The organism is Burkholderia sp. Bp9031 (assembly GCF_003857965.1).
GTDB lineage: Bacteria > Pseudomonadota > Gammaproteobacteria > Burkholderiales > Burkholderiaceae > Burkholderia > Burkholderia ambifaria_A.
This window is the reverse complement of the sequence record NZ_QTPW01000011.1, coordinates 155,582-174,830: the sequence shown is the minus strand read 5'-3', so window position 1 is coordinate 174,830 and position 19,249 is coordinate 155,582. Positions and strand designations below refer to the sequence as shown.

The 19,249-nt window shown below is 63.5% G+C and carries 17 protein-coding genes; 4 read left to right on the top strand and 13 right to left on the bottom strand.

Going from position 1 to position 19,249, the window contains the following annotated elements; genetic code table 11:
• Nucleotides 1-16: 16 nt before the first annotated feature.
• Genes mauD through DIE15_RS17180 form a run of 3 tightly spaced genes read right to left on the bottom strand, consistent with a single transcriptional unit; the run spans nucleotide 17 to nucleotide 2,368 of the window.
• Nucleotides 17-652: a methylamine dehydrogenase accessory protein MauD gene (gene mauD / locus DIE15_RS17190; RefSeq protein WP_057927517.1), complete on the bottom strand. Its 636-nt coding sequence runs from the start codon at nucleotides 650-652 to the stop codon at nucleotides 17-19.
• A complete protein-coding gene (locus DIE15_RS17185) occupies nucleotides 649-1,203 on the bottom strand; it encodes a MauE/DoxX family redox-associated membrane protein (RefSeq protein ID WP_057927518.1) in 555 nt (184 codons plus the stop codon). The genes mauD and DIE15_RS17185 overlap by 4 nt, the downstream gene beginning before the upstream one ends.
• 7 nt (nucleotides 1,204-1,210) lie before the next feature.
• A complete protein-coding gene (locus tag DIE15_RS17180; protein ID WP_124833887.1) occupies nucleotides 1,211-2,368 on the bottom strand; it encodes an amine dehydrogenase large subunit in 1,158 nt (385 codons plus the stop codon).
• Between the two features lie 241 nt (nucleotides 2,369-2,609).
• On the opposite strand from DIE15_RS17180, the gene DIE15_RS17175 reads away from it, so the two are divergent.
• Entirely contained in the window at nucleotides 2,610-3,572 is a 963-nt protein-coding gene (locus tag DIE15_RS17175; RefSeq protein WP_124833886.1) for a helix-turn-helix domain-containing protein, read from the top strand.
• 136 nt (nucleotides 3,573-3,708) lie between these two features.
• Nucleotides 3,709-4,653, top strand: coding sequence for a GlxA family transcriptional regulator (locus DIE15_RS17170; protein ID WP_057927521.1), 945 nt, complete (start codon nucleotides 3,709-3,711; stop codon nucleotides 4,651-4,653).
• A 91-nt stretch (nucleotides 4,654-4,744) separates the two neighbouring features.
• Here DIE15_RS17170 and DIE15_RS17165 read toward each other — a convergent pair whose 3' ends face one another.
• The 6 genes from DIE15_RS17165 to DIE15_RS17140 all read right to left on the bottom strand — a co-directional run bounded on the left by DIE15_RS17165 (nucleotide 4,745) and on the right by DIE15_RS17140 (nucleotide 11,843).
• Nucleotides 4,745-5,506, bottom strand: a complete 762-nt coding sequence (locus tag DIE15_RS17165; protein ID WP_260428277.1) for an ABC transporter substrate-binding protein — start codon at nucleotides 5,504-5,506, stop codon at nucleotides 4,745-4,747.
• 305 nt (nucleotides 5,507-5,811) lie between these two features.
• Entirely contained in the window at nucleotides 5,812-6,156 is a 345-nt protein-coding gene (locus tag DIE15_RS17160; protein ID WP_124833885.1) for a RidA family protein, read from the bottom strand.
• Between the two features lie 93 nt (nucleotides 6,157-6,249).
• Nucleotides 6,250-7,503: an FAD-binding oxidoreductase gene (locus DIE15_RS17155; RefSeq protein WP_124833884.1), complete on the bottom strand. Its 1,254-nt coding sequence runs from the start codon at nucleotides 7,501-7,503 to the stop codon at nucleotides 6,250-6,252.
• A 263-nt stretch (nucleotides 7,504-7,766) separates the two neighbouring features.
• On the bottom strand, nucleotides 7,767-9,581 hold the full coding sequence (locus DIE15_RS17150; protein WP_124833883.1) for an ABC transporter permease subunit: 1,815 nt from the start codon (nucleotides 9,579-9,581) through the stop codon (nucleotides 7,767-7,769).
• Nucleotides 9,578-10,678, bottom strand: coding sequence for an ABC transporter ATP-binding protein (locus DIE15_RS17145; protein WP_260428274.1), 1,101 nt, complete (start codon nucleotides 10,676-10,678; stop codon nucleotides 9,578-9,580). The genes DIE15_RS17150 and DIE15_RS17145 overlap by 4 nt, the downstream gene beginning before the upstream one ends.
• 79 nt (nucleotides 10,679-10,757) lie before the next feature.
• Complete coding sequence (locus DIE15_RS17140; protein WP_124833882.1) at nucleotides 10,758-11,843, bottom strand: ABC transporter substrate-binding protein; 1,086 nt, start codon at nucleotides 11,841-11,843, stop codon at nucleotides 10,758-10,760.
• 275 nt (nucleotides 11,844-12,118) lie between these two features.
• Here DIE15_RS17140 and DIE15_RS17135 point away from each other — a divergent pair, with 275 nt between their 5' ends.
• A complete protein-coding gene (locus DIE15_RS17135) occupies nucleotides 12,119-13,006 on the top strand; it encodes a LysR family transcriptional regulator (protein ID WP_124833881.1) in 888 nt (295 codons plus the stop codon).
• 346 nt (nucleotides 13,007-13,352) lie between these two features.
• Nucleotides 13,353-13,721, top strand: a complete 369-nt coding sequence (locus DIE15_RS17130; protein ID WP_124833880.1) for a YbjQ family protein — start codon at nucleotides 13,353-13,355, stop codon at nucleotides 13,719-13,721.
• A 10-nt stretch (nucleotides 13,722-13,731) separates the two neighbouring features.
• On the opposite strand, the gene DIE15_RS17125 is transcribed toward DIE15_RS17130, so the two are convergent.
• From DIE15_RS17125 to DIE15_RS17110, 4 genes are all read right to left on the bottom strand, one after another.
• The gene (locus DIE15_RS17125; RefSeq protein ID WP_057927523.1) at nucleotides 13,732-14,451 is read right to left on the bottom strand and encodes a PepSY-associated TM helix domain-containing protein; all 720 of its coding nucleotides are present in this window, start codon (nucleotides 14,449-14,451) and stop codon (nucleotides 13,732-13,734) included.
• Nucleotides 14,448-15,131, bottom strand: a complete 684-nt coding sequence (locus DIE15_RS17120; RefSeq protein WP_124833879.1) for a Fe2+-dependent dioxygenase — start codon at nucleotides 15,129-15,131, stop codon at nucleotides 14,448-14,450. Before DIE15_RS17120 ends, DIE15_RS17125 begins: the two co-directional genes overlap by 4 nt.
• 43 nt (nucleotides 15,132-15,174) lie before the next feature.
• Entirely contained in the window at nucleotides 15,175-17,373 is a 2,199-nt protein-coding gene (locus DIE15_RS17115; protein ID WP_124833878.1) for a TonB-dependent siderophore receptor, read from the bottom strand.
• 560 nt (nucleotides 17,374-17,933) lie between these two features.
• Nucleotides 17,934-19,184 carry an MFS transporter gene (locus DIE15_RS17110; protein WP_124833877.1) on the bottom strand — a complete coding sequence of 417 codons (1,251 nt, stop codon included), beginning with the start codon at nucleotides 19,182-19,184 and terminating at the stop codon, nucleotides 17,934-17,936.
• Nucleotides 19,185-19,249 lie beyond the last annotated feature (65 nt).

Sequence of the window (19,249 nt, the reverse complement as noted above, 5' to 3'; positions counted from 1 at the left end):
AAAGAGGGGCGGCCGATCACGCGTGCTGCGCGTGATGTTCGTGATCGCCGTGGTCGTGATCGCCGTGCACGAACTGCTGCAGCGATGCAACGCCACGCTCCTTCGCTTCGAACAGGCTCTCGAGATGCTCGCGCGTGTTGACGAGCCCCTTCGCACGCACGGTGCCGGTGTCGTCGAGCAGCACCGCGTACGGCAGCTTGCCGATCTGGTACGCGAGGCCGAGCTCCTGCGACAGCACGTACGGGAAACGCGCGAGGTCGTGCTTCCGCGCGAAGCGCGTGTGTTCGTCGAGATCGCCATCGCTCGCGAGCACGATGTTCACCGGCGTCGATTCGCTCGCCTGCAGCGACGGCAACAGCGGCAGCAGCTTCTTGCAGACCGGGCACGTCGGCGACAGGAAGAACAGCAGCGTCGCCTTGCCCGACGCATCGATGCCGCCGACCTTGACCTGCGAGCCGCGAATGTCGGTCAGCTCGAACGTCGGTGCGATCGCGCCGACTGCCGGCCCCTTGTCGATCATCAAGGCGCCGGCCGGCATGATGCGCTCGTACAGGATGCCGATCTGGCGCACGAGCGCGAGGCAGATCGCGCCGAGCGCGAGAACGGCGACCCACAGCAAGGCGGTGGAAACGGTGAGAGCGGTTTGCATCATGAATTCCTCAGGTGGGAAAGGCGCGGTACGTTGGCGAGCAGCACGTCGACGGTGAGCAGCGCGCAGACGATCAGCAGAACGGAAGAAAGCAGCGTCAGGTAGTCGAACCACACGACTGCGCGGCCGCCCGGCTCGACGAGCGCGGTCGCGACCAGCACGGCGAGCAGCAGCACGCGCGCGACATGCAGCCAGCCGATGCCGCGCGGCGCATCCGCGCGCGCGGCAGCAAAGCCGGAACAGCCGCAGTCGATGTCGGTGTGGCCGCGCAGGATGTTGATCGTCATGCCGGCTGCGAAGACGAGCAGCAACGCGATCAGGCCGAGCGCGCCGGTCATGCGCGTATCGGGAAACAGCAGCGCCGCGGCGCACACGACTTCCGCGAGCGGAATCGCGAACGCGGCTGGCGCGGCGAGCGCATCGGGCAGCAGGCGATAGCCGGCAAGCGCTTGCCGGAACGCCGCGGGCCGGCGCAGCTTCGCGAAGGCGCCGAGCAGCACGACGACGGCCGCGCCTGCCTGCGCGCTGGTAGCGAGTACGGGATCGAGCGTCATCGCGGTCTCACGGGTTCACGAGCAGCGACGGCGTACTGCCGATCTGCTTCTCGACGTGCTGCAGCTTGCCGGTGCGCGCGTCCATCACGACGAGATCGGATGTGCCCGTCAGTCCGTAGAACAGCGGCTTGTCATCCTCGCTGACCTGGATCGACACGAGCGGATCGACCTTCTGCGGCGCGAGATCCCAGCGCGCGATGCGCTGCTTCGTCTTCAGGTCGTAGACCCACACCTGCGTGCCCGGATCCTTGTGCGTGCCGTCGCCGCCCTTGTGCATCAGCACGTAGTAGCGGTGCTGCTTCGCCTGCACGGCCGTCTGCTGCATGCCGCCCGGGCGCCAGCCTTCGGTGCGCTCGGCGCCGGTCAGCAACGACCACGGCTTGCCGAACACCGGCTTGTCGCCGTTGAAATCGGCGCTGCGCACATTGCCGTGATACGTCGTGAACAGATAGCCGCCGTTGTAGCGTGACGCATTGATGAAGGCAGGATCATCGTCGACGTCGATGAACGCGTCGGACATCGTGCGCTTCACCTCCTTGCCGTTCGCGTCGAGCGTGACGGTGAGCGCCTTGCCGCTTTCGCACAGCGCGGTGAATCGGTCGTTCCCCGACGGATACGCGAGCACGCATGCCGCAGTGTCGATCTCCGACAGCACCTTCTTCGACACGGCGTCGATCACCGTCACCGACGCGGCCGGCGTGATGTTCGCGACGTACAGCCGCTTGCCGTCCGCGCTGAACGCGGTGTTGTACGGCGACGGCACGTGCTGCCCGTGCTTCGCCGGAATCACGATTTCGCCGGTGTGGTCGAGCGTCGTGTTGTCGGCCATCTCGACGACGTCGGTACGCGTGCCGTGCGAGCCGCGCGAGAAATAGGTCGTCGCGATGAAGCTCGCCTTGTGGTCGGGCGAGATCGCGAGACCGGGCGCGAAGCCGCCGTCGATCTGGCCGAGCAGCTTCTTCGCGTCGGCGTCGTACACGTAGATGCGCCCATCGGTCATCGTCGGCATCGCGATATCGACGACGTACACCTCGTGCGGATGCCACGCCGGCATCTTCTGCACGACCAGTTCCTCGGGCTTTTCCGTCGCGTCTGCGTTGCCGGCCCACGCCGCCGCAAACGCCAGCGTCGCCGCGAAAGCCGCGGTGCGTCGCCTTGTCCTCATGTCGCCTCCAGTTGGGATTCACGTTATGTGGGGCGACTGTAGTTCGACAATAAATCCGTTCAGCACCAGGACCGGCAACGCGTGCGTGCCGATTCGGGATATTGGAAAACCGCCTGAAAGGCATCCGCCACGGCCCCCTTCCGACCCCTCAAAAACCCCCGGTGCAATAGCGCTCATCCGTATTGCGCCGACCGTGCGGTCGGTTTATTCTTGCGCCGTCCGAACGACCGCCGGAGGCGCCGTGCTCGTGTTTCACCAGATGTTCGACGACGCAGACCGGCATGCCGAGGCGCTGCGCGGCTGGGATCAGCGTTACGACCAGATCGGCTCCGGCTCGTATCGCAGCACGGTCAAGCATGCGGTGCTCGACGGCGTGCAGCTGTTCCAGGAAGCGGCGAACGTGCGCATCATCCAGCGCGGACGCCTGCCGCCCGGCCATACGGTGTTCGGAATGCCGCTCACCGGCTCGGGCACCTTCGCATTCGGCGATGCGCGCATCGAGCGCGGCACGATCGTGATGGCTCGCGGCGGCTCGCCTTTCGAACTCCATTCGCCCGACGACATGTCGCTGATCGGCGTGGTCGTCGATCCCGAATTGAAGCAGCAGATCGAGGATGCCGCCGACGTCCGGCTCGACGAGCGCGCGCTGCGGCGCGGCGTCGTCGATGTGCCGATCGCCGCGCGCGAACGCGCGAGCGTCCAGCTCGCCACGCTGCTCGAACGCGTGCTGTACGCCCCGGATACGTTCGACGCACCGCGTGCGCAGACCGAATTGCGCGGCGAAGTCGGCAACGTGCTCGTCGATCTCCTCACGTATCGGATGCCCGAGCCGTCGAACCGGCTCACGCATGCATGCCACGCCGACATCGTGCGCCGCGTGCACGACTACGTGATCGAGCACCCGGAAGCGCCCGTCGACATCCTGAGCCTGTGCACGCAGCTGCGCGTGAGCCGGCGCACGATGCAGAACAGCTTCCAGTCGGTCGTGCAGACCGGTCCGCTGAACTACACACGCTCGCTGCGCCTCGCGCAGGTGCGGCGCCTGCTGCTCGACATACGGCAGTCCGACCTGCCGATCAGCGAAGCGGCCGCGCGCTGGGGCTTCATCCACCTCGGGCATTTCGCGAACGCATACAAGGCCCAGTTCGGCGAACTACCTTCGACGACGACGCGCCGGACGGTGCACCGCGCAAAAACGCGCTGACCGCCCGCAAAACCCGCGATAATCCCGGGTTGAACGTTCGGCGCCCGCGAGCCGGGCGCGGTGCGCGCCAGTCTCCCCGTTCGCCGCGCCGCGTCGCGCCGTGCGCGACGACCACCCGATTCCACCCCACGCTCCGATGCCAGAGGATTTCCACTTCCTGTTGCTGCCCGGCTTCTCCGCGCTCGGCTTCATGTCCGCGGTCGAACCGTTGCGCGTCGCGAACCGCTTTCGCACCGAGCTGTACCGCTGGCACGTGATCAGCGCGGACGGCGCGCCCGTCGCCGCGAGCAACGGCATCCCGGTCGCGGCCGAAGCCGCGTATGCGGACGTCGCCCAGGTCGAGACGGTGTTCGTGGTCGCGGGCTTCGATCCGCTCGTGTGCTACGACCGCGCGCTCGGCGACTGGTTGCGCCGCCAGAACCGGCACGGCGCGACGCTCGGCGGCATCGACACCGGCAGCTTCGTGCTCGCGGAAGCCGGGCTGTTCGACGCAACGCAAATGCTCACGCTGCACTGGGAGGCGCTCGCCGCGTTCCGCGAACGCTACCCGGGCCTGAACGCGACGCAGGAGCTGTTCGAGATCGACGACCGGCGCATCACCTGCGCGGGCGGCACCGCGTCGATCGACATGATGCTCGACCTGATCGGCCGGCGGCATGGCGCCGATCTCGCGGCCGCGATCTCCGAGCAGTTCGTCGTCAGCCGCATCCGGCAGCGTTCGGACAGCCAGCGACTCGAGATCGCGGCGCGCTACGGTGTGCACAACCGCAAGCTGATCCAGGTGATCGGCACGATGCAGCAGCACATGGAAACCCCGCTCGGCTCCGACGCACTCGCGCAGGAAGTATCGATCACGCGGCGCCAGCTCGAACGGCTGTTCAGCGCGATGCTGAACGACACGCCGACGCGCTTCTACCTGAACCTGCGCCTCGATCGTGCACGCGAACTGCTGCAGCAGACCGACATGAGCATCACGTCGGTCTGCGTTGCGTGCGGCTTCGAATCGCCGTCGCATTTCTCGCGCACGTATCGCTCGCGTTTCGGCGTGAGCCCGCGCAGCGACCGGCGAGCGACGCGCTGAGCATTGCGGACGAATCCGCGGGCGTCGCGCGTTTCGCAGCAATGCGGCGCGCACGACATGCGTCACGTGCGCCGTGTGCGCCGCGCCTGCGTCAACCGCCGTACACGTCGAACCCGAAGTACTTCTTCTCGAGCGTCTTGTACGTGCCGTCCTTCAGCATGTCTGCAATCGCCTGGTCGATCTTCGCCTTCAGGTCCGCATCTTCCTTGCGCATCCCGATACCCGTGCCTCGGCCGAAGATCTTCGGGTCGTCGATCTCGCCGCCAACGAACTGGAAGTTCGCGCCGCGCGGCAACTTCAGAAAGCCCAGATCGGCGTGTACCGCGTCCTGCAGCGCAGCGTCGAGCCGACCGGAGATCAGGTCCTGGTACACGGCGTCCTGGTTCTGGTACGACACGATCCGCACGCCTTTCGACGCCCAATGGGTCTTCGCATAAGCTTCCTGGATCGTGCCCTGCTCGACGCCAACCGACTTGCCCCGCAGCGATTCCGCCGCCGGCACCAGGCTGGAACCCTTCTTCACGACCAGGCGCGTCGGCGTTCTGAACAGTTTCGCGGAGAACGCGATCTGCTCGGCGCGTTGCCGTGTCATCGACATCGACGACAGCACACCGTCGAATTTGCGCGCCTTCAACGCCGGAATCATCGAGTCGAAATCGCTTTCGATCCACACGCACTTCGCGCTCAGGCGGCGGCAAATCTCGTTGCCGAGATCGACGTCGAAACCGACGATCTTGCCGCTGACGTCCTTCGATTCGAACGGCGGGTAACTGGCATCGACACCGAACCGGATCGTTGACCAATCCTTGGCCTGCGCGCCCAGCGCGACGCCCGCCAGCACGACACCGAGCACGAAACGCTTCGCGACATGGCCGCAAAAGGCAAACGAACCGACGTGCGCCCGCCGGCCTGCCCGCGCCGATGCTGCCGCGACACGCCGTTCGGCGCTGTACGTCTGCGCCCCGGCGACGTTCGATATCATCTTCGACGAACCGCTTTCCCCAAACATATTCAGTATCCCTATTCCTGTTTTATGGTTTCCGGAGAACCTCTTCCACACGCCAACCCTCTCCCGCCACCACTCCGGATCGGTGAATCGATCGGCTTCATCAAGCCCGGGAACAACCCGGATAAAACGATCGGATCGGCTCGCTCTGCTCAAACGACTGCCTGAACCTGAATCTCGACGAGAATGTCGTCGGCTGCCAATCGGGATTCGACCGTGGCACGCGCCGGCGGATTTTTCCTGTCGACCCATGCCTCCCACGCGTCGTTCATGGCCGCAAAGCCGTCGATTTCCTTCAGCCAGATGTTTGCGACCACGATGCTCGCCTTATCGCTGCCAGCCAGTGCCAGATAACCGTCGATCTGCTCGAGAATGTCCCTGGTCTGCGCGCCGACCCCGCTGCTACGGTCTCTTGCCGTCACGCCGGAAAGAAAGGCGAAGCCATTGGCCACGACAACCTTGCTGAGACGTTCGGTGACTTCGTGACGAACAATCATGAGTGTCCTCCTGTATAGATATTGCCGGGATGGTGTGATCCCGAACGGCCGCCCACGGAAACGCGCCGTCCGGAAGGGATCGATGAAGCAGGATCAGATCCGCCGTTCGGCCGAAAACGGAACGAGTCGCGGATCTAGCTGTCCGGACATCAGCGATTCGGCGATCAACGCGCCGGTGTTTGCGGCCCCCGTCAGCCCGAGATGACCATGCCCGGCCGCATACCAGAGTCCGGGATGGCGATCGGACGTCCCGATGAAGGGCATCGAATCGGGGCTGCAAGGCCGATTCCCCATCCACCGCGTTGCATTACGGACATTCACGCCCGTCACGGCCGACGCCGCATCTTCCGCCAGGAGCGTCGCGCGCCGATCGGTCGGCGGCACGTCGGGATCGTCGATTTCCACGGTTCCGCCGATGCGAAGCCCGTCTCCCATCGGCGTCACGAACGCCTTCCGGTCGGCCAGCGCAATAATCCGGTTGACCCTGACATTCGGACTGAGCAGATGCACGTGGTAACCGCGCTGACTGATCAACGGCAAACGGGTCCCCCATTGCGCGAGCAGGCCGCGCGCGTTCACGCCGGTCGCCACAATCACGTTCGAGCAACCGACATCGGTGTGACCGTCGACGCGTACCATCCATCCCGCTCCGCTTCGATCAAGGCCCGTGACGGTTCCATGAACGAACTGGCCGCCTCGTTCGATCAGCGTGGCAAACAGGCGCTGGCAGTACCGGTACGGATCCTTCACCCATTTCTGGGTCGGCAGGAACATCCCCGCCCGGTATCTGGCGCTCAAGGCCGGTTCGAGTTCCCGCATTTCCAGGCGGTCGATCCGCTTGCCGATCAATCCGCGTTCCTCGCGCAACCGCCACGACAACGCATCCTTGGCGAGACTCTCTTCGTCCGGATACGCGTGCAGTTGCCCGCCGTCGCTGAGCAGGTCGATTGCACCGATATCCGCCAGTATCGCGTGGTGCGCGTGCGACGAACCGTGCAGCAGGCCCGCAAGCGAATCCGCGATCTCGATCACGCGCCGCTCGTTTGCGGATCGCACGAAAGACCGCAGCCATGGAGCAGCCCGCAGCGCGTAGCCGGGCCGAATCCTCAGCGGACTGCGCGGATCCACGAGCATCCTCGGCGCCTTCCACGCAATGCCCGGCATGCCGATCGGCGTGACCGAATTCTCGGACAACGCGCCCGAGTTTCCAAAAGAACATCCGGTGCCGGGGAGCGAACGATCGATCAAAGCCGGCTTCAAGCCGGCCTTTTGAAGGTAATAGGCCATACAAAGCCCGACAATCCCGGCGCCAACGACGACAACTGAATTTGAGCTGGAGTTCTTCATTGATCCTTTAATCTTCCACAAGCACGATTCCCGGGCCGGCGTCCAAGCGCGGCCTAGCCATGTCGCCGAAAATTCCCGATCGGGCTCGAGAAAGAGCGCCGCCCGCCTCCGGACGGCCCGACAGCCTCGTTTCTCAACGCCTGCATGTAAAAACCCGGGTTTAATTCGAAGCAGATGGTTCACGCATATCAGGCAGGAATCCTTTCTTATTTACATCCCGCTTCAAATGCATTCAAAAGTAGCCATCCGGCAATGCCGCGCGGTCAGTGCCGCCCCCGCCTCTCCAATTGATTGGAAACCAGGATGACGATCGTCATGAACCCCAGCAGCAGCGACGCCGCTGCCGTCAGCGACGGATTCACGTTCAGCAACGCGTCGTCCCACATCAGCTTCGGCAATGTCTCGAATTGCCCGCCGGTGACGAAGAGTGCAACCGTCAGTTCGTCGAACGACATCACGAAAGCGAACATCGATGCGGCAATCAGGCCGGACCGCAGCACCGGCAACGTCACATGCCGCAATGTCTTGAGCTTTGTCGCGCCCAACAACGAAGCCGCCTGGTCCAGCCGGACATCGTAGTATTTCAGCAGTGACATCACCGTGATAACGACATAGGGGATATTGATGATCGAATGTCCGATCACCATCCCCGTGATCGTTCCGACCAGGTTCATTCTCGAGAAAATATAAAACAGCGCTATTGCGATAATGACGTGCGGCACGATCATCGGTGAGAGCACGAATGCCAGCGCGACGGCTTTCCCCTTGAAGCGTTGACGCATGATGAAGAACGCGACGGGTACGCCCAGCGTCATGCTGCATCCGGCTGCCAGCACGGCGATCAGACACGATCTTCCCGCCGCCGCGAGCCATTGACGGGAACCCAGGACAGCCTCGTACCACTGCAGCGAGAATCCCGACGGAGGCCAGTTGATAAAGTTGTCGCTGGTAAAGGACACCGGGATCACGAACAGCGCCGGCCCACACAGAAAGACGATCACGATCAGCGCGACAGCCCACAGGACACGGCGACTGCCATTCCGTATCGGCGCATCAGGTCTCGCCGGCTTTATTCTTTCACCGAGCAGATCGATCTTTTCGGCAAGAAACGCCATCCCGGCGACGAAGTAACCGCCGAGCCGGTTGCCCGCGCGCGATAATACGCCGCCCTTATGCCGCGCGCCGCCCGACAGCGTGGACAACCCGAACATCTTTTCGTATATGAAGAAAATGACCAGCGCAGACAGAATGAACAGCAGACTGATCGCACCGGCAAATCCCCAATTCAGCATCTGGTTGATCTGAAAGATGATCAGCTGCGCAATCATCGTGTCGTTGGGCCCACCCAGCAGCGCAGGCATGACAAAGAATCCGATCGCGGTGATGAACGTGATCAGCCCGCCGGACGCCACGCCTGGCATCGACAGCGGGAAATAGATCCGCCAGAACGACTGGCCGGGTCTTGCACCCAACGTCCCGGCTGCCTTCGTCAGATTGGGGTCGATGCTCTCCATGGTCGGCAGCATCGTCATGATGCACAACGGCAAGACTGCGTGCACCATGCCGATCAACACGCCGGTGAAGTTGTAGATCATCTTGACCGGCATGTCGACGACGCCGATCGCAAGGAGGAATTGATTGATGACGCCATGGCGCCCGAGCAATACCATCCAGGCAAAGGTACGAACCAGAAAGCTCGTCCACAACGGCATCAATACCCAGACGATCAGCGAGTTCCTCGTGGAATTCCTGACGGTTGCCAGCAGAAACGCGACCGGATAGGCGAAGAGCACCACGAACAACGTGACCCAGCCCGCCGTTTTCAGCGTGATCCAGAGAATGCGGAAATAAACGTCGCCCTGCCAGAGCCGCGCATAATTTTCGAGAGACAGCCGCCCCTGCGCGTCCATGAAACTCACGCCCAGCAACGCGCCTATCGGCATCGCGAAGAATACGCCCAGCAATACGAGCGCAGGGACGATCGGCCATGCGTTCAGGAATGGAAAGCGGATTCGAAGCGGCACCGAGGCTGCACCGTTCTTCCGCACCGACTTGCCCGAATCGAGCAACGAACTCATAAGCCCTCCGCGTCATCGGCCGGAATGGCAACCGTCTGATCGCGCCGCCAACCCACGCGCACCGGCCGCCCTCTATCGAAAACCTGCTTTCGTTCGGTCGTCAGTTGTATCGCTTTCACCGCCGCGCCGTTATCCAGCTCGATATAGAGCTTCGTCACGCTTCCCGTAAATACGCTGTCGATCACGACGCCGCCCATGACGTTATCCTCGTGCTCGCCGTCGGCCATCACTCTCATGCATTCCGGCCTCACGATCACCGTCATGCGCGCTCCCCACCGTGCGTCGATATGCGCCGCCACCCTGATTTCGTCACCCCCTGCCAGGAACAGGCCCGGTCCGTTCCCCCCGGATTCCGCGACGACCGCATCGAGGAGATTGGACTCGCCGAGAAAGTTTGCCGCGAAAACGGTTCGCGGCCGGAAATAGATCTCGTCGGGCGTGCCGATCTGTTCGATCCGGGCGTTGTTCATCAGGCAGATTCGATCGGACATGACCATCGCTTCTTCCTGGTCGTGCGTCACGTAAAGTACGGTGGTTCCCATGTTCTCGTGCAGGTGCTTGATCTCCAGTTGCAGCGCATCCCGCATCTTCTTGTCCAGCGCACCCAACGGCTCGTCCATCAGAATGATCGACGGACCATAGACGAAACATCGCGCCAATGCGATGCGCTGCTGCTGCCCTCCCGACAGCTCGCGCGGAAAACGTCGGGCCACGTGCGGCAACTGCACGGTTTGCAATACCTGTTCCACTCTCTGCCGAATCGCGTTTTCCGAAACCTTTCTCATCCGAAGCGGGAAGGCGACGTTGTCGAAGATCGTCATGTGAGGAAACAGCGCATAGCTCTGAAACACCATGCCCAGATCCCGCTGAAAGGGCGGCAAGTACGTGGCCAGCTTGCCGTCGATCCATATCTCTCCGCTATCGGGAGGGTTGAGGCCCGCGATGGCCATGAGCAGGGTCGTCTTCCCCGATCCGGACGGTCCGAGCAGCGTCAGGAACTCGCCCTCCTTCATTTCGAGGCTCGTTTCCTCGAGGGCCGTTACCTGGCCGTACGACTTCCGGACCTTGCTTGCCTTGAGCTTGTAAACCTGATTCACGTGTTTCCCCAGTATGCGGCGTGTTTCGATGCGCCCGCATCATTCACCGAAAGATCTTCCGACGTGCGTTTGACGAGCATCAGGCCAACAGCCACGCGTTGAAGCGGTCGGTCGTCGCATCCTTGTTTTTCCCCCAATACTCCGAATTGGCCTGCAACATGTGCGCGAGCCGGCCGCCATGATTCGGCAGCATCGGCGCCCGATGCGGCTTCACGTACTGGAATGCTTCCGGCGAGGTCGGTCCATAGCAGACGTAATCGGTAAAGATCGCCTGCTGCCGCGGCTGCGCACAAAACTCGATGAACTCCCGGCACATGTCCACGTTCGGCCCACCCTTCAGGATCGAGAACCCTTCGTATGTCCAGATTGCCTGATTCCAGACCAGCTTGACCGGCGCGCCGCCGTCGATGACCACCTGCGCCCTGCCGTTCCAGATCGGCAGCATGTCGACCTCGCCGGTCTTCAGCATCTGCGCGGACTGGGCGCCGTTATCCCACCAGACACCGACATCACGCTTGATCTGATTCAGCTTCCGGAACGCGCGGTCCACATCCAGCGGATACAGCTGGCCCGGTGCCACACCGTCCGCCATCAGTGCTTCCTCGAGCGTATCGAAAGGATTCTTACGCATTCCTCTCAATCCAGGATAGCCCTTGATATCGAAAAAATCCTTCCATCCACTCGGCGGACGTTTGACGGTATCCGTTCGATAGGCAATCACCGTCGCAAAGATGTCCACGCCAAGAATGAAATCGGTCCGCATCTCCTGGGGAATCTTCCTTGCATTCGCGCCCAGTCCGTTTTTTCCGGCGATCGGTGCCAGGTAGCCCTGTTCGGCAAGCGCGAGGTGAGTCGACTTGCTGATGTGAGCCATATCCCATTGATAATTCCTTGCGTCCACCATCGCCTTGATCATGCCGCTCGGCTCGGCCTCGGCAGGCAGTCCGACAACAGTAATGCCGCTTGCCTGCTTGAACGGCTTGTAGAACGCCTCGTTGAATGCCTGGGTAAAAGGTCCACCAGGGTCGCGCGTCACGATTTTCCGGTTCTGGCCCAGCACGATTGCCGGCGCCCCGAGTACGGCTGCGCCGGAAAGCGCGAGCGCACCTTTCATGACATGACGGCGCTGCTTGTCCATCTTTTGTGATGCCTTTTGTTTGCACATCGAAATTGTCTCCATTCCCATACCCCGCTCTCCCGAATGCCGGTAGCGTCAATGCCGAACCGTCTTGAATGGCTGGCTTGTCAAACGAAGTATTCGATGTCAAAACTAGAAGCACAAATCAAATTTTTTTGTTAGTGTATAAGTCGCCTTTATACCCGCCCGTATGAAGAACGCACCGGGTACGTCCGATATTTCCCCGCGTGCGCGTGTCGTGAGCAACCGCTCGGCAACACATGTGCATGCCATAGCCAACCAGGATCGATGAAGGAAACAGCGTGCAGATACGCCAACTGAAAGTTCTGCGGACGGTCATCACGACGGGGACCACCACGCAGGCGGCCGAAATCCTGAACATCACGCAGCCCGCCGTCAGCAGCGTGATCTCCAACTTCGAACGTGAGCTCGGTTTCGCGCTTTTCGAGCGGACCAAGGGACGCTTGACCCCCACCCCGGAAGCCCTCCGTCTTGCCGACGAAGCGGAAAAAACGATCTCAAGCTTCAATCGAATCTCGGAAATCGCTCGCGATCTTCGTGAAAACAAGGCGGGCAATCTGCGTGTCGCGTGCCTCCCGAGTCTCGCGCTCGATTTTCTGCCGCGCGTGCTTTCGTCGTTTCTCGCCGACCGGCCGAAGATATCGTCGTCGCTGCAGATTCAGTCGTCGGCAAAAGTCCGTGAGTGGGTGGCCTCGCAATACGTGGACGTCGGCATTGCCGAGTTACCCGCTGACGATCCGATGATCGAATGGGAACCGCTGGACCTGCAGTGTGTGTGTGTGCTTCCGAAGGGACATCCGCTGGCCAAAAAGAAAATCGTCACCCCTCGCGATCTGGATGGCGTTCCGTTCATCTCGCTCAACCAGGACCATATGACGTTCGCCCGTATCAGCAACGCGTTCGATGCGGCCGGCGCGAAATTGACCGTCAGGGTCGAAGCCGGCCTGTTTTCCCCGGCTTGCGTATTGGTGGCCCAAGGCGTCGGCGTCTCGCTCGTCGACTCCGTCACCGCAAGAGCCCATGCCAGTCGCGGCATCGTTGCGCGCCCGTTCGAGCCGCCGATTCCGTTCAACATTGCACTCATGTACCCCGCGTATCGCCCGAGATCGCGCCTGGTCGATGAATTTATCTCGTTGTTCAAGGAAAAGCTGGCCCACGACGCGTCGTGAAGGCGGCGCCATCGAGCGCGACGATCCATCGGCTCTGCAAGGGTCAATGGCGTGAATTTCGGAGATGTCGTGGCGTGAATGCGCGACGAATGAGAAACACGAGATGCTCGAGCCGGGCTCGCAAACGCGGGATGTCACGAGCCAGGCCAGAATGCACGCCTCTCCGGCCAGCGCTGTCGAAGTCATCACCGCCACGTTCCGCAACCGAGGATTCGCGTCGCAAGGCCGGATCCGCGCAGCGGGCGACGGTACGCACCGCGCTCGCAGCGCGTACGCGCCCGGCAAGGTTTCCGCCTGCAAGCCGCTAGAATCGTGGCTTGCCCAACTGAAATTTCCAGCCTCCGCCATGACAGCCGCCTTCCGCTCCGTCGACGACCTCTCGCCCGATCGCGTGACGACCGCGTTCGATCTTCCCGGCCACAAGACCGTCCGCTCGCTCGGCGTCGCACAGGGCATCATCGTGCGCTCACGCTCGATCGTCGGCTCGTTCGGCGCGGCGCTGCAGACCCTCTTCGGCGGCAACATCACGCTCTATACGTCGCTGTGCGAGAAGGCGCGCCAGCAGGCGTTCGACAAGATGCTCGCCGATGGGCGCAAGCTCGGCGCGAATGCGATCGTCGCGATGCACTACGACTCGACCGAGATCGGGTCGGGCATCACGGAAGTCATCTGCTACGGCACGGCCGTGCAGGTCACGCGCGACGCCGGCGCCTGACCGTCAACCGTTACGCGCCGGCCGCACACACGATCGCGACGATCGAGCCGATCACGAGCACCATGCCGATCGTCTTGCGCTTGTTCAGCTCGGTCCACAACAGCACGCCCGTCAGCGACAGCAGGATCAGCGCGCCGGCGAGCGTATCGACGAGCAGCACCCAGCCGATGCTCATCCCGACGCCCTTGTGCAGGTTCGTCAGCCACGCGAGCGTGGTGTTGTCGGTGCGCTTGAGCGTCATCGTGCCGCTGCCGACCCAGTAGTCGACCGCGACGCTTTCACGCGGCGACGCGAACACGAGCTGCCAGTGCTCGGGCTGCACGGTCTCGCGGTCGCCCCATGCGACCGGATGCTCGGGTTCCTTCTGCACGCGGCCCATCCGTTCCGGCACATGCAAATCCGGTTGCCCGCGCAACCATTGTGCAAGCTCGCGCGGCGAATCGGGTTCCGGGTCGGGCACGTCGAGCCGCAACGTCTCGACATGCGGCGCGCCGGTCTGGATCCGCAGCGGCGGCGCACGATGATTCAGCAGGAACCCCGTCGTGCCGAACAGCAGGCCGAGCGCGGCGCCCCACAGGCCGACCCAGCCGTGCACCTTGCGCAACCACTTGATGAACGTACCGCGGCGCGATCGCGTGCCGCCGGAGCCCGCCGGACGCGCGCCCGGCGCGGCACGCGACACCGGCGACGCGGGCGCCGCGTCGATTTCGATGGGATCGGCAACGCTCACGTCTCGCTCCAGATTCTCAACAGGTTGTGATAACAGCCGACGAGACTGCGGCATGCCTGCGCATCGGCGCCGCTTGCGTTGAGCCGCTGGATCGCCGTGTCCATGTCGAACAGCAGCGCGCGCTGCGCATCGCTGCGCACGAGGCTCTGCACCCAGAAGAAGCTCGCGACGCGCACACCGCGCGTAACCGGCGTGACCTGGTGCAGGCTCGTCGCCGGATAGACGATCATGTCGCCGGCCGGCAGCTTGACCTGCTGCACGCCATACGCATCCTCGATCACGAGTTCGCCGCCGTCGTATTCGTCGGGTGCGGACAGGAACAGCGTGACGGACACGTCGGTGCGCAGCTTCACGCCGTTCGGCAGCACGCGCACCGCGCCGTCGACGTGGCTGCCGAACGTCATCCCGCCTTCGTAGCGGTTGAACAGCGGCGGATAGACCTGGTTCGGCAGCGCCGCGCTGATGAACAACGGATTGCGCTCGACCGCGGCCAGGATCACGTCGCCCAGCTCGCGCGCGACCGGCGAATGCTCGGCGATCTGCTGGTTGCGCTTGACCGGCGCGCCCGTATAGCCGGCCGTCGCACGGCCGTCGACCCACGCGTCGCCCGCGCGGTCGAGCCGGTCGCGCACCGTGCGCACCTGCTCGGGCGTCAACACGTTCGGGATGTGTACAAGCATCGTTCCACCTGTTTGATCGAATGGCGCGGCAGCCGGCGTGGGCTCAGAACCGGTAGTCGAGCGTCGCGAGGAACGTACGCCCGACACCCGGCACCGCGCGGCCGCCGTCCGACTGGATCAGCGCATCGTAATAGAACTTGTTGGTCAGGTTCAGCAGGTTCAGGCGCAGGTCCCACTGCTTCGCGTGATACGCGGCCGTTGCATCCCAACGCGTATAGCCGCCCACCTGCACGTAGTCCGTGTTCGCCGCGTAGCGCCCCGACATGTAGGTCGGGCCGCCGCCGATCTCCCAGTGCGGCGTGAACGCATACGTCGTCCACAGCGTGAACGTGTTGCGCGGCGTATTCGCGAGCGTCTTGCCCTGCGTGCCGTCGCGCGCACTCAGGATCACGCCGTTCATGTACGTGTAGCTGCCGAACACCTGCCATTTCGGCGTAATGTGACCCGTCACGCTCGCCTGGAAGCCGCGCACGCGAATGTCGCCTTCGAGCAGGTATTCGCCCGTCGACGTCTGCGTGCGCGCGTTGCTCTTCTCCTGCTGGAACAGCGCCGACGTGACCGACAGGTTGTCGTTCAGCAGGTCCCACTTGCCGCCGACCTCGTACGACTTCGTGTGCTCGGGCGACAGGTTCTGCGTGTTGTTCGTGACCGTCAGCGTCTCGAGCGACGGGTTGAACGACGTGCCGTACGAGAAATAGTACGACTGCGATTCCGTCGGCTGGTAGATCACGCCGGCACGCACGCTCGTGAAATAGTTCGTCTGCGACGTGTAGCCCGGTGCGTTCACGGTGTTCGCCAGATGCGCCTGGAAGCGATCCCAGCGCAGCCCGCCGACGAATTTCCAGTCGCGGCCGATCGACACCGTGTCGTTCATGTACGCGGCGAGCGTGGTCGCGCCCGATTCGGCATGGTTGGTCGGTGTCTGCGTCGCATTGGACGCCGTCGACGACAGGTAGGCCGGATCGATCAGCGACAGGATCGGCAGGCCGCTGCGCGTGTACGTCTGGTTCGTGTAGCTGTCGTGGCCGACCTCGACCCCGGCGATCAGGTCGTGCTTCACGAAGCCCGTGTCGAACTTGAAATGCGCCATCGTGTCGTTGTCGACCGAATGGTTCTCGATCACGCGGTCGTGGCTCGCGAGCTTCACGTACAGCGCGGACATCGGCAACGACGTGTAGTTGCCGTTCGTCAGCGCGGGGCTCGACGACAGCGGCCCGGTCAGCACCGCGTTCGCGGCCGTCTCGCGCGCGTCGGTCATCGAGTGCGAGAACGACGTGCGGTTGCTGATCGTCAGCGCATCGTTGATGCGATGATCGATGCGCGCGGACACGGTCTGGACGTCCTGGATCGTGCGGTCGTCGGTGAGGCCGTAGAACGTGTTCTTCGGCACCGGCGCCGGATGGCCGTTGACCGCGAGCACACCGTAATCCGGCATGTCGTAGTTGTGCTGGATCAGCGCGGACAGCGTCACCTCGGTCGGCGTGCCGATGCCGAAGCGCAGCTCCGGTGCGATCCCGTAGTCCTTGTTCTTCATCACGTCGCGCGTCGAACCGAGCGACTGGCCGAACGCGTTGATACGAAACGCCGACGTCGCGCCGAGCGGCCGGTTCAGGTCGACGCTCGTGCGGTAGCGGTCGTCGGTGCCGATCGTCGTCGACACCTCGGCGGACGGCTTCAGGTTCGCCTTCTTCGACACCTGGTTGATCACGCCGCCCGTCGAGCCGCGCCCGAACAGCATCGACGACGGGCCGTACAGTACTTCGACCGAATCGAGATCGAACGTGTCGCGGTAGTACTGGTTGCGGTCGCGGAAGCCGTCGAGATAGATGTCGTTCTGCGCGGTGAAGCCGCGCAGGTTGATGTTGTTGCCGATCTGTCCGCCTTCCGCGCCGCCGATGGTGATGCCCGGCGCATTGCGCAGCGCGTCCTGGAACGACGTGAGCCCCTGCGACTCCATCAACGCCTTGTTGATCACCGTGACCGACTGCGGAATGTCGCGCAACGCGGTCGGGGTTTTCGCGCCGACGGTCGAGCGCTCGGCCTGGAAGTCCTGTTGCACGGCCTGCCCCGACACGCTGATCGTCGGCAGCGTGGCCGCAGCGGCAGCCGGCGACGCATCGCCCGGTTTCGCGGCGGCGGCCGGCGACGATTCGGTGCTCGCGCTCTGTGCGAATGCGGGCGCAGCGATAGGCAAAGCAAAGGCCAGCGCGAGCGCGCTCGCGAACGGGGTCCTGTTCGGCATGGAAATCCAGTCGGAATGAAACCGCCCCGCGTGGACGCACGCAATGCGCGCGCACGAGGCACGGAAGCGTTGGCTTGCTGACCGCCGGCGATCAGGCCGACAGCACTAGCTGGCTAGGTTGACGAGTAACCGGCGACAGACGCCGCACCGGCCACGGAAATGAGAATCGGTATCATTCCATGTATTTCTTTTTGTTTCAATTGATAACCGCATCGTCATGCGAAAACGCCACGTTTCCGGAAATTACTGAAAGTTTTATGTAATTTATAGAATTAATATTGTAATTTTAATCGGCCATTTCATCATATGAATATGCGCTCGAAGCCTTGTACGTCAAGGCATCGAAGGCATAGTCTCTTCTGGTTTTCGCGCCTCGCCGAATCCGGCCGATCCATATGGTTTACGACGCCGACGCGTCGCCTCAGCCAAAACGACGAATTAGTCTGACGATTATCCAGACCGAATGCCGTTTGGCATTTGATTCAAAATTGAAAGCTGTTTGAAATAAATAGCCGCAAATGAATCGGCTTCGGTTCGACGCATCGGGCCATGACATCGACTCAATGATCGCGCTCCAGCGACGTCATGTTCCGCAAGGTCGGAAACAGGCGCATCCACGTGAGCGCAACGGCGATCGTCGCCGCGCCGCCGACCACGATCGCCGCCGGCGCGCCCCACCATGCGGCCGTCACGCCCGATTCGAATTCGCCGAGCTGGTTCGACGTGCCGATGAACAACGAGTTGACCGCGCTCACGCGCCCGAGCATGTCGTCGGGCGTGCGCAGCTGCACGAGCGACAGGCGCACGACGACGCTCACCACGTCCGATGCACCCAGCGCCGCCAGCGCGACGAGCGACAGCGCGAAATGCCGCGACAACCCGAACACGATCGTCGCGACACCGAATGCGATCACGCCGCCGAACATCGCGCGGCCCGGCCGCCCCTTCAACGGAAAACGCGTGAGCCACAGCGTGCCCGCGAGCGCACCGACCGCGGGCGCCGCGCGCAACGCGCCGAGCCCCCACGGTCCGACCTGCAGGATGTCGCGTGCGTAGATCGGCAGCAGCGCGGTCGCGCCGCCGAACAGCACGGCGAACAGGTCGAGCGACAGCGCACCGAGGATCGCCGGTTCGCGCCGGATGAACGCGATGCCCGAGAACACCGAACGCAGCGTGACCGGCTCGCGTGCCGGCGGTGCGCTGCGCAGCGGTATCGTGCCGCTCAGCACCGCCGCGATCGCGAACGCGACCAGGCTCGTGCCGAACGCGACGGGCGCACCGATGCCATACAGCAGCCCGCCGAACGCGGGCCCGAGAATCTGCGCGGCCTGGTTCGCGGACGTCGACAGCGCGGTCGCGCGCGGCAGGTCGCTGCGCGGCACGACGGCCGGCAGCAGCGACGACACCGACGGCGATTCGAACGCGCGCGCGGTGCCGACGATCGCCGCGAGCGCATACACGCCCGGTGCGGTGAGCCCGCCGTTCGCCGCACCGAACAGGAACGCGCCGGCGGCCAGCGCCTCGACGCCCTGGCAGATCGTCGCGACGCGTCGGCGGTCGTAGCGGTCGGCCACCTGTCCGACGACGAGCGTCAGCACGAACATCGGCACGAACTGCGCGAGCCCGACGAGACCGAGCGCGAACGCGCTGTGCGTGAGCGCATAGACGTACCAGCCGATCGCGACCGACAGGATCTGGAACGCCAGCGACGACATCACGCGCGTGCCCCAGAAGCGCTGGAACGGTGCGTGTCGGAACAGGTTGGCGGGTAGCTGGGACGGCGAACCGGATTCGGGTAACGGGGTGGTCATCGAGGAGGTGTCATCGGAGGAGAGCGGGCGGCCGGCGATGCGCGCTGCGGCCGAACCGCGATGAT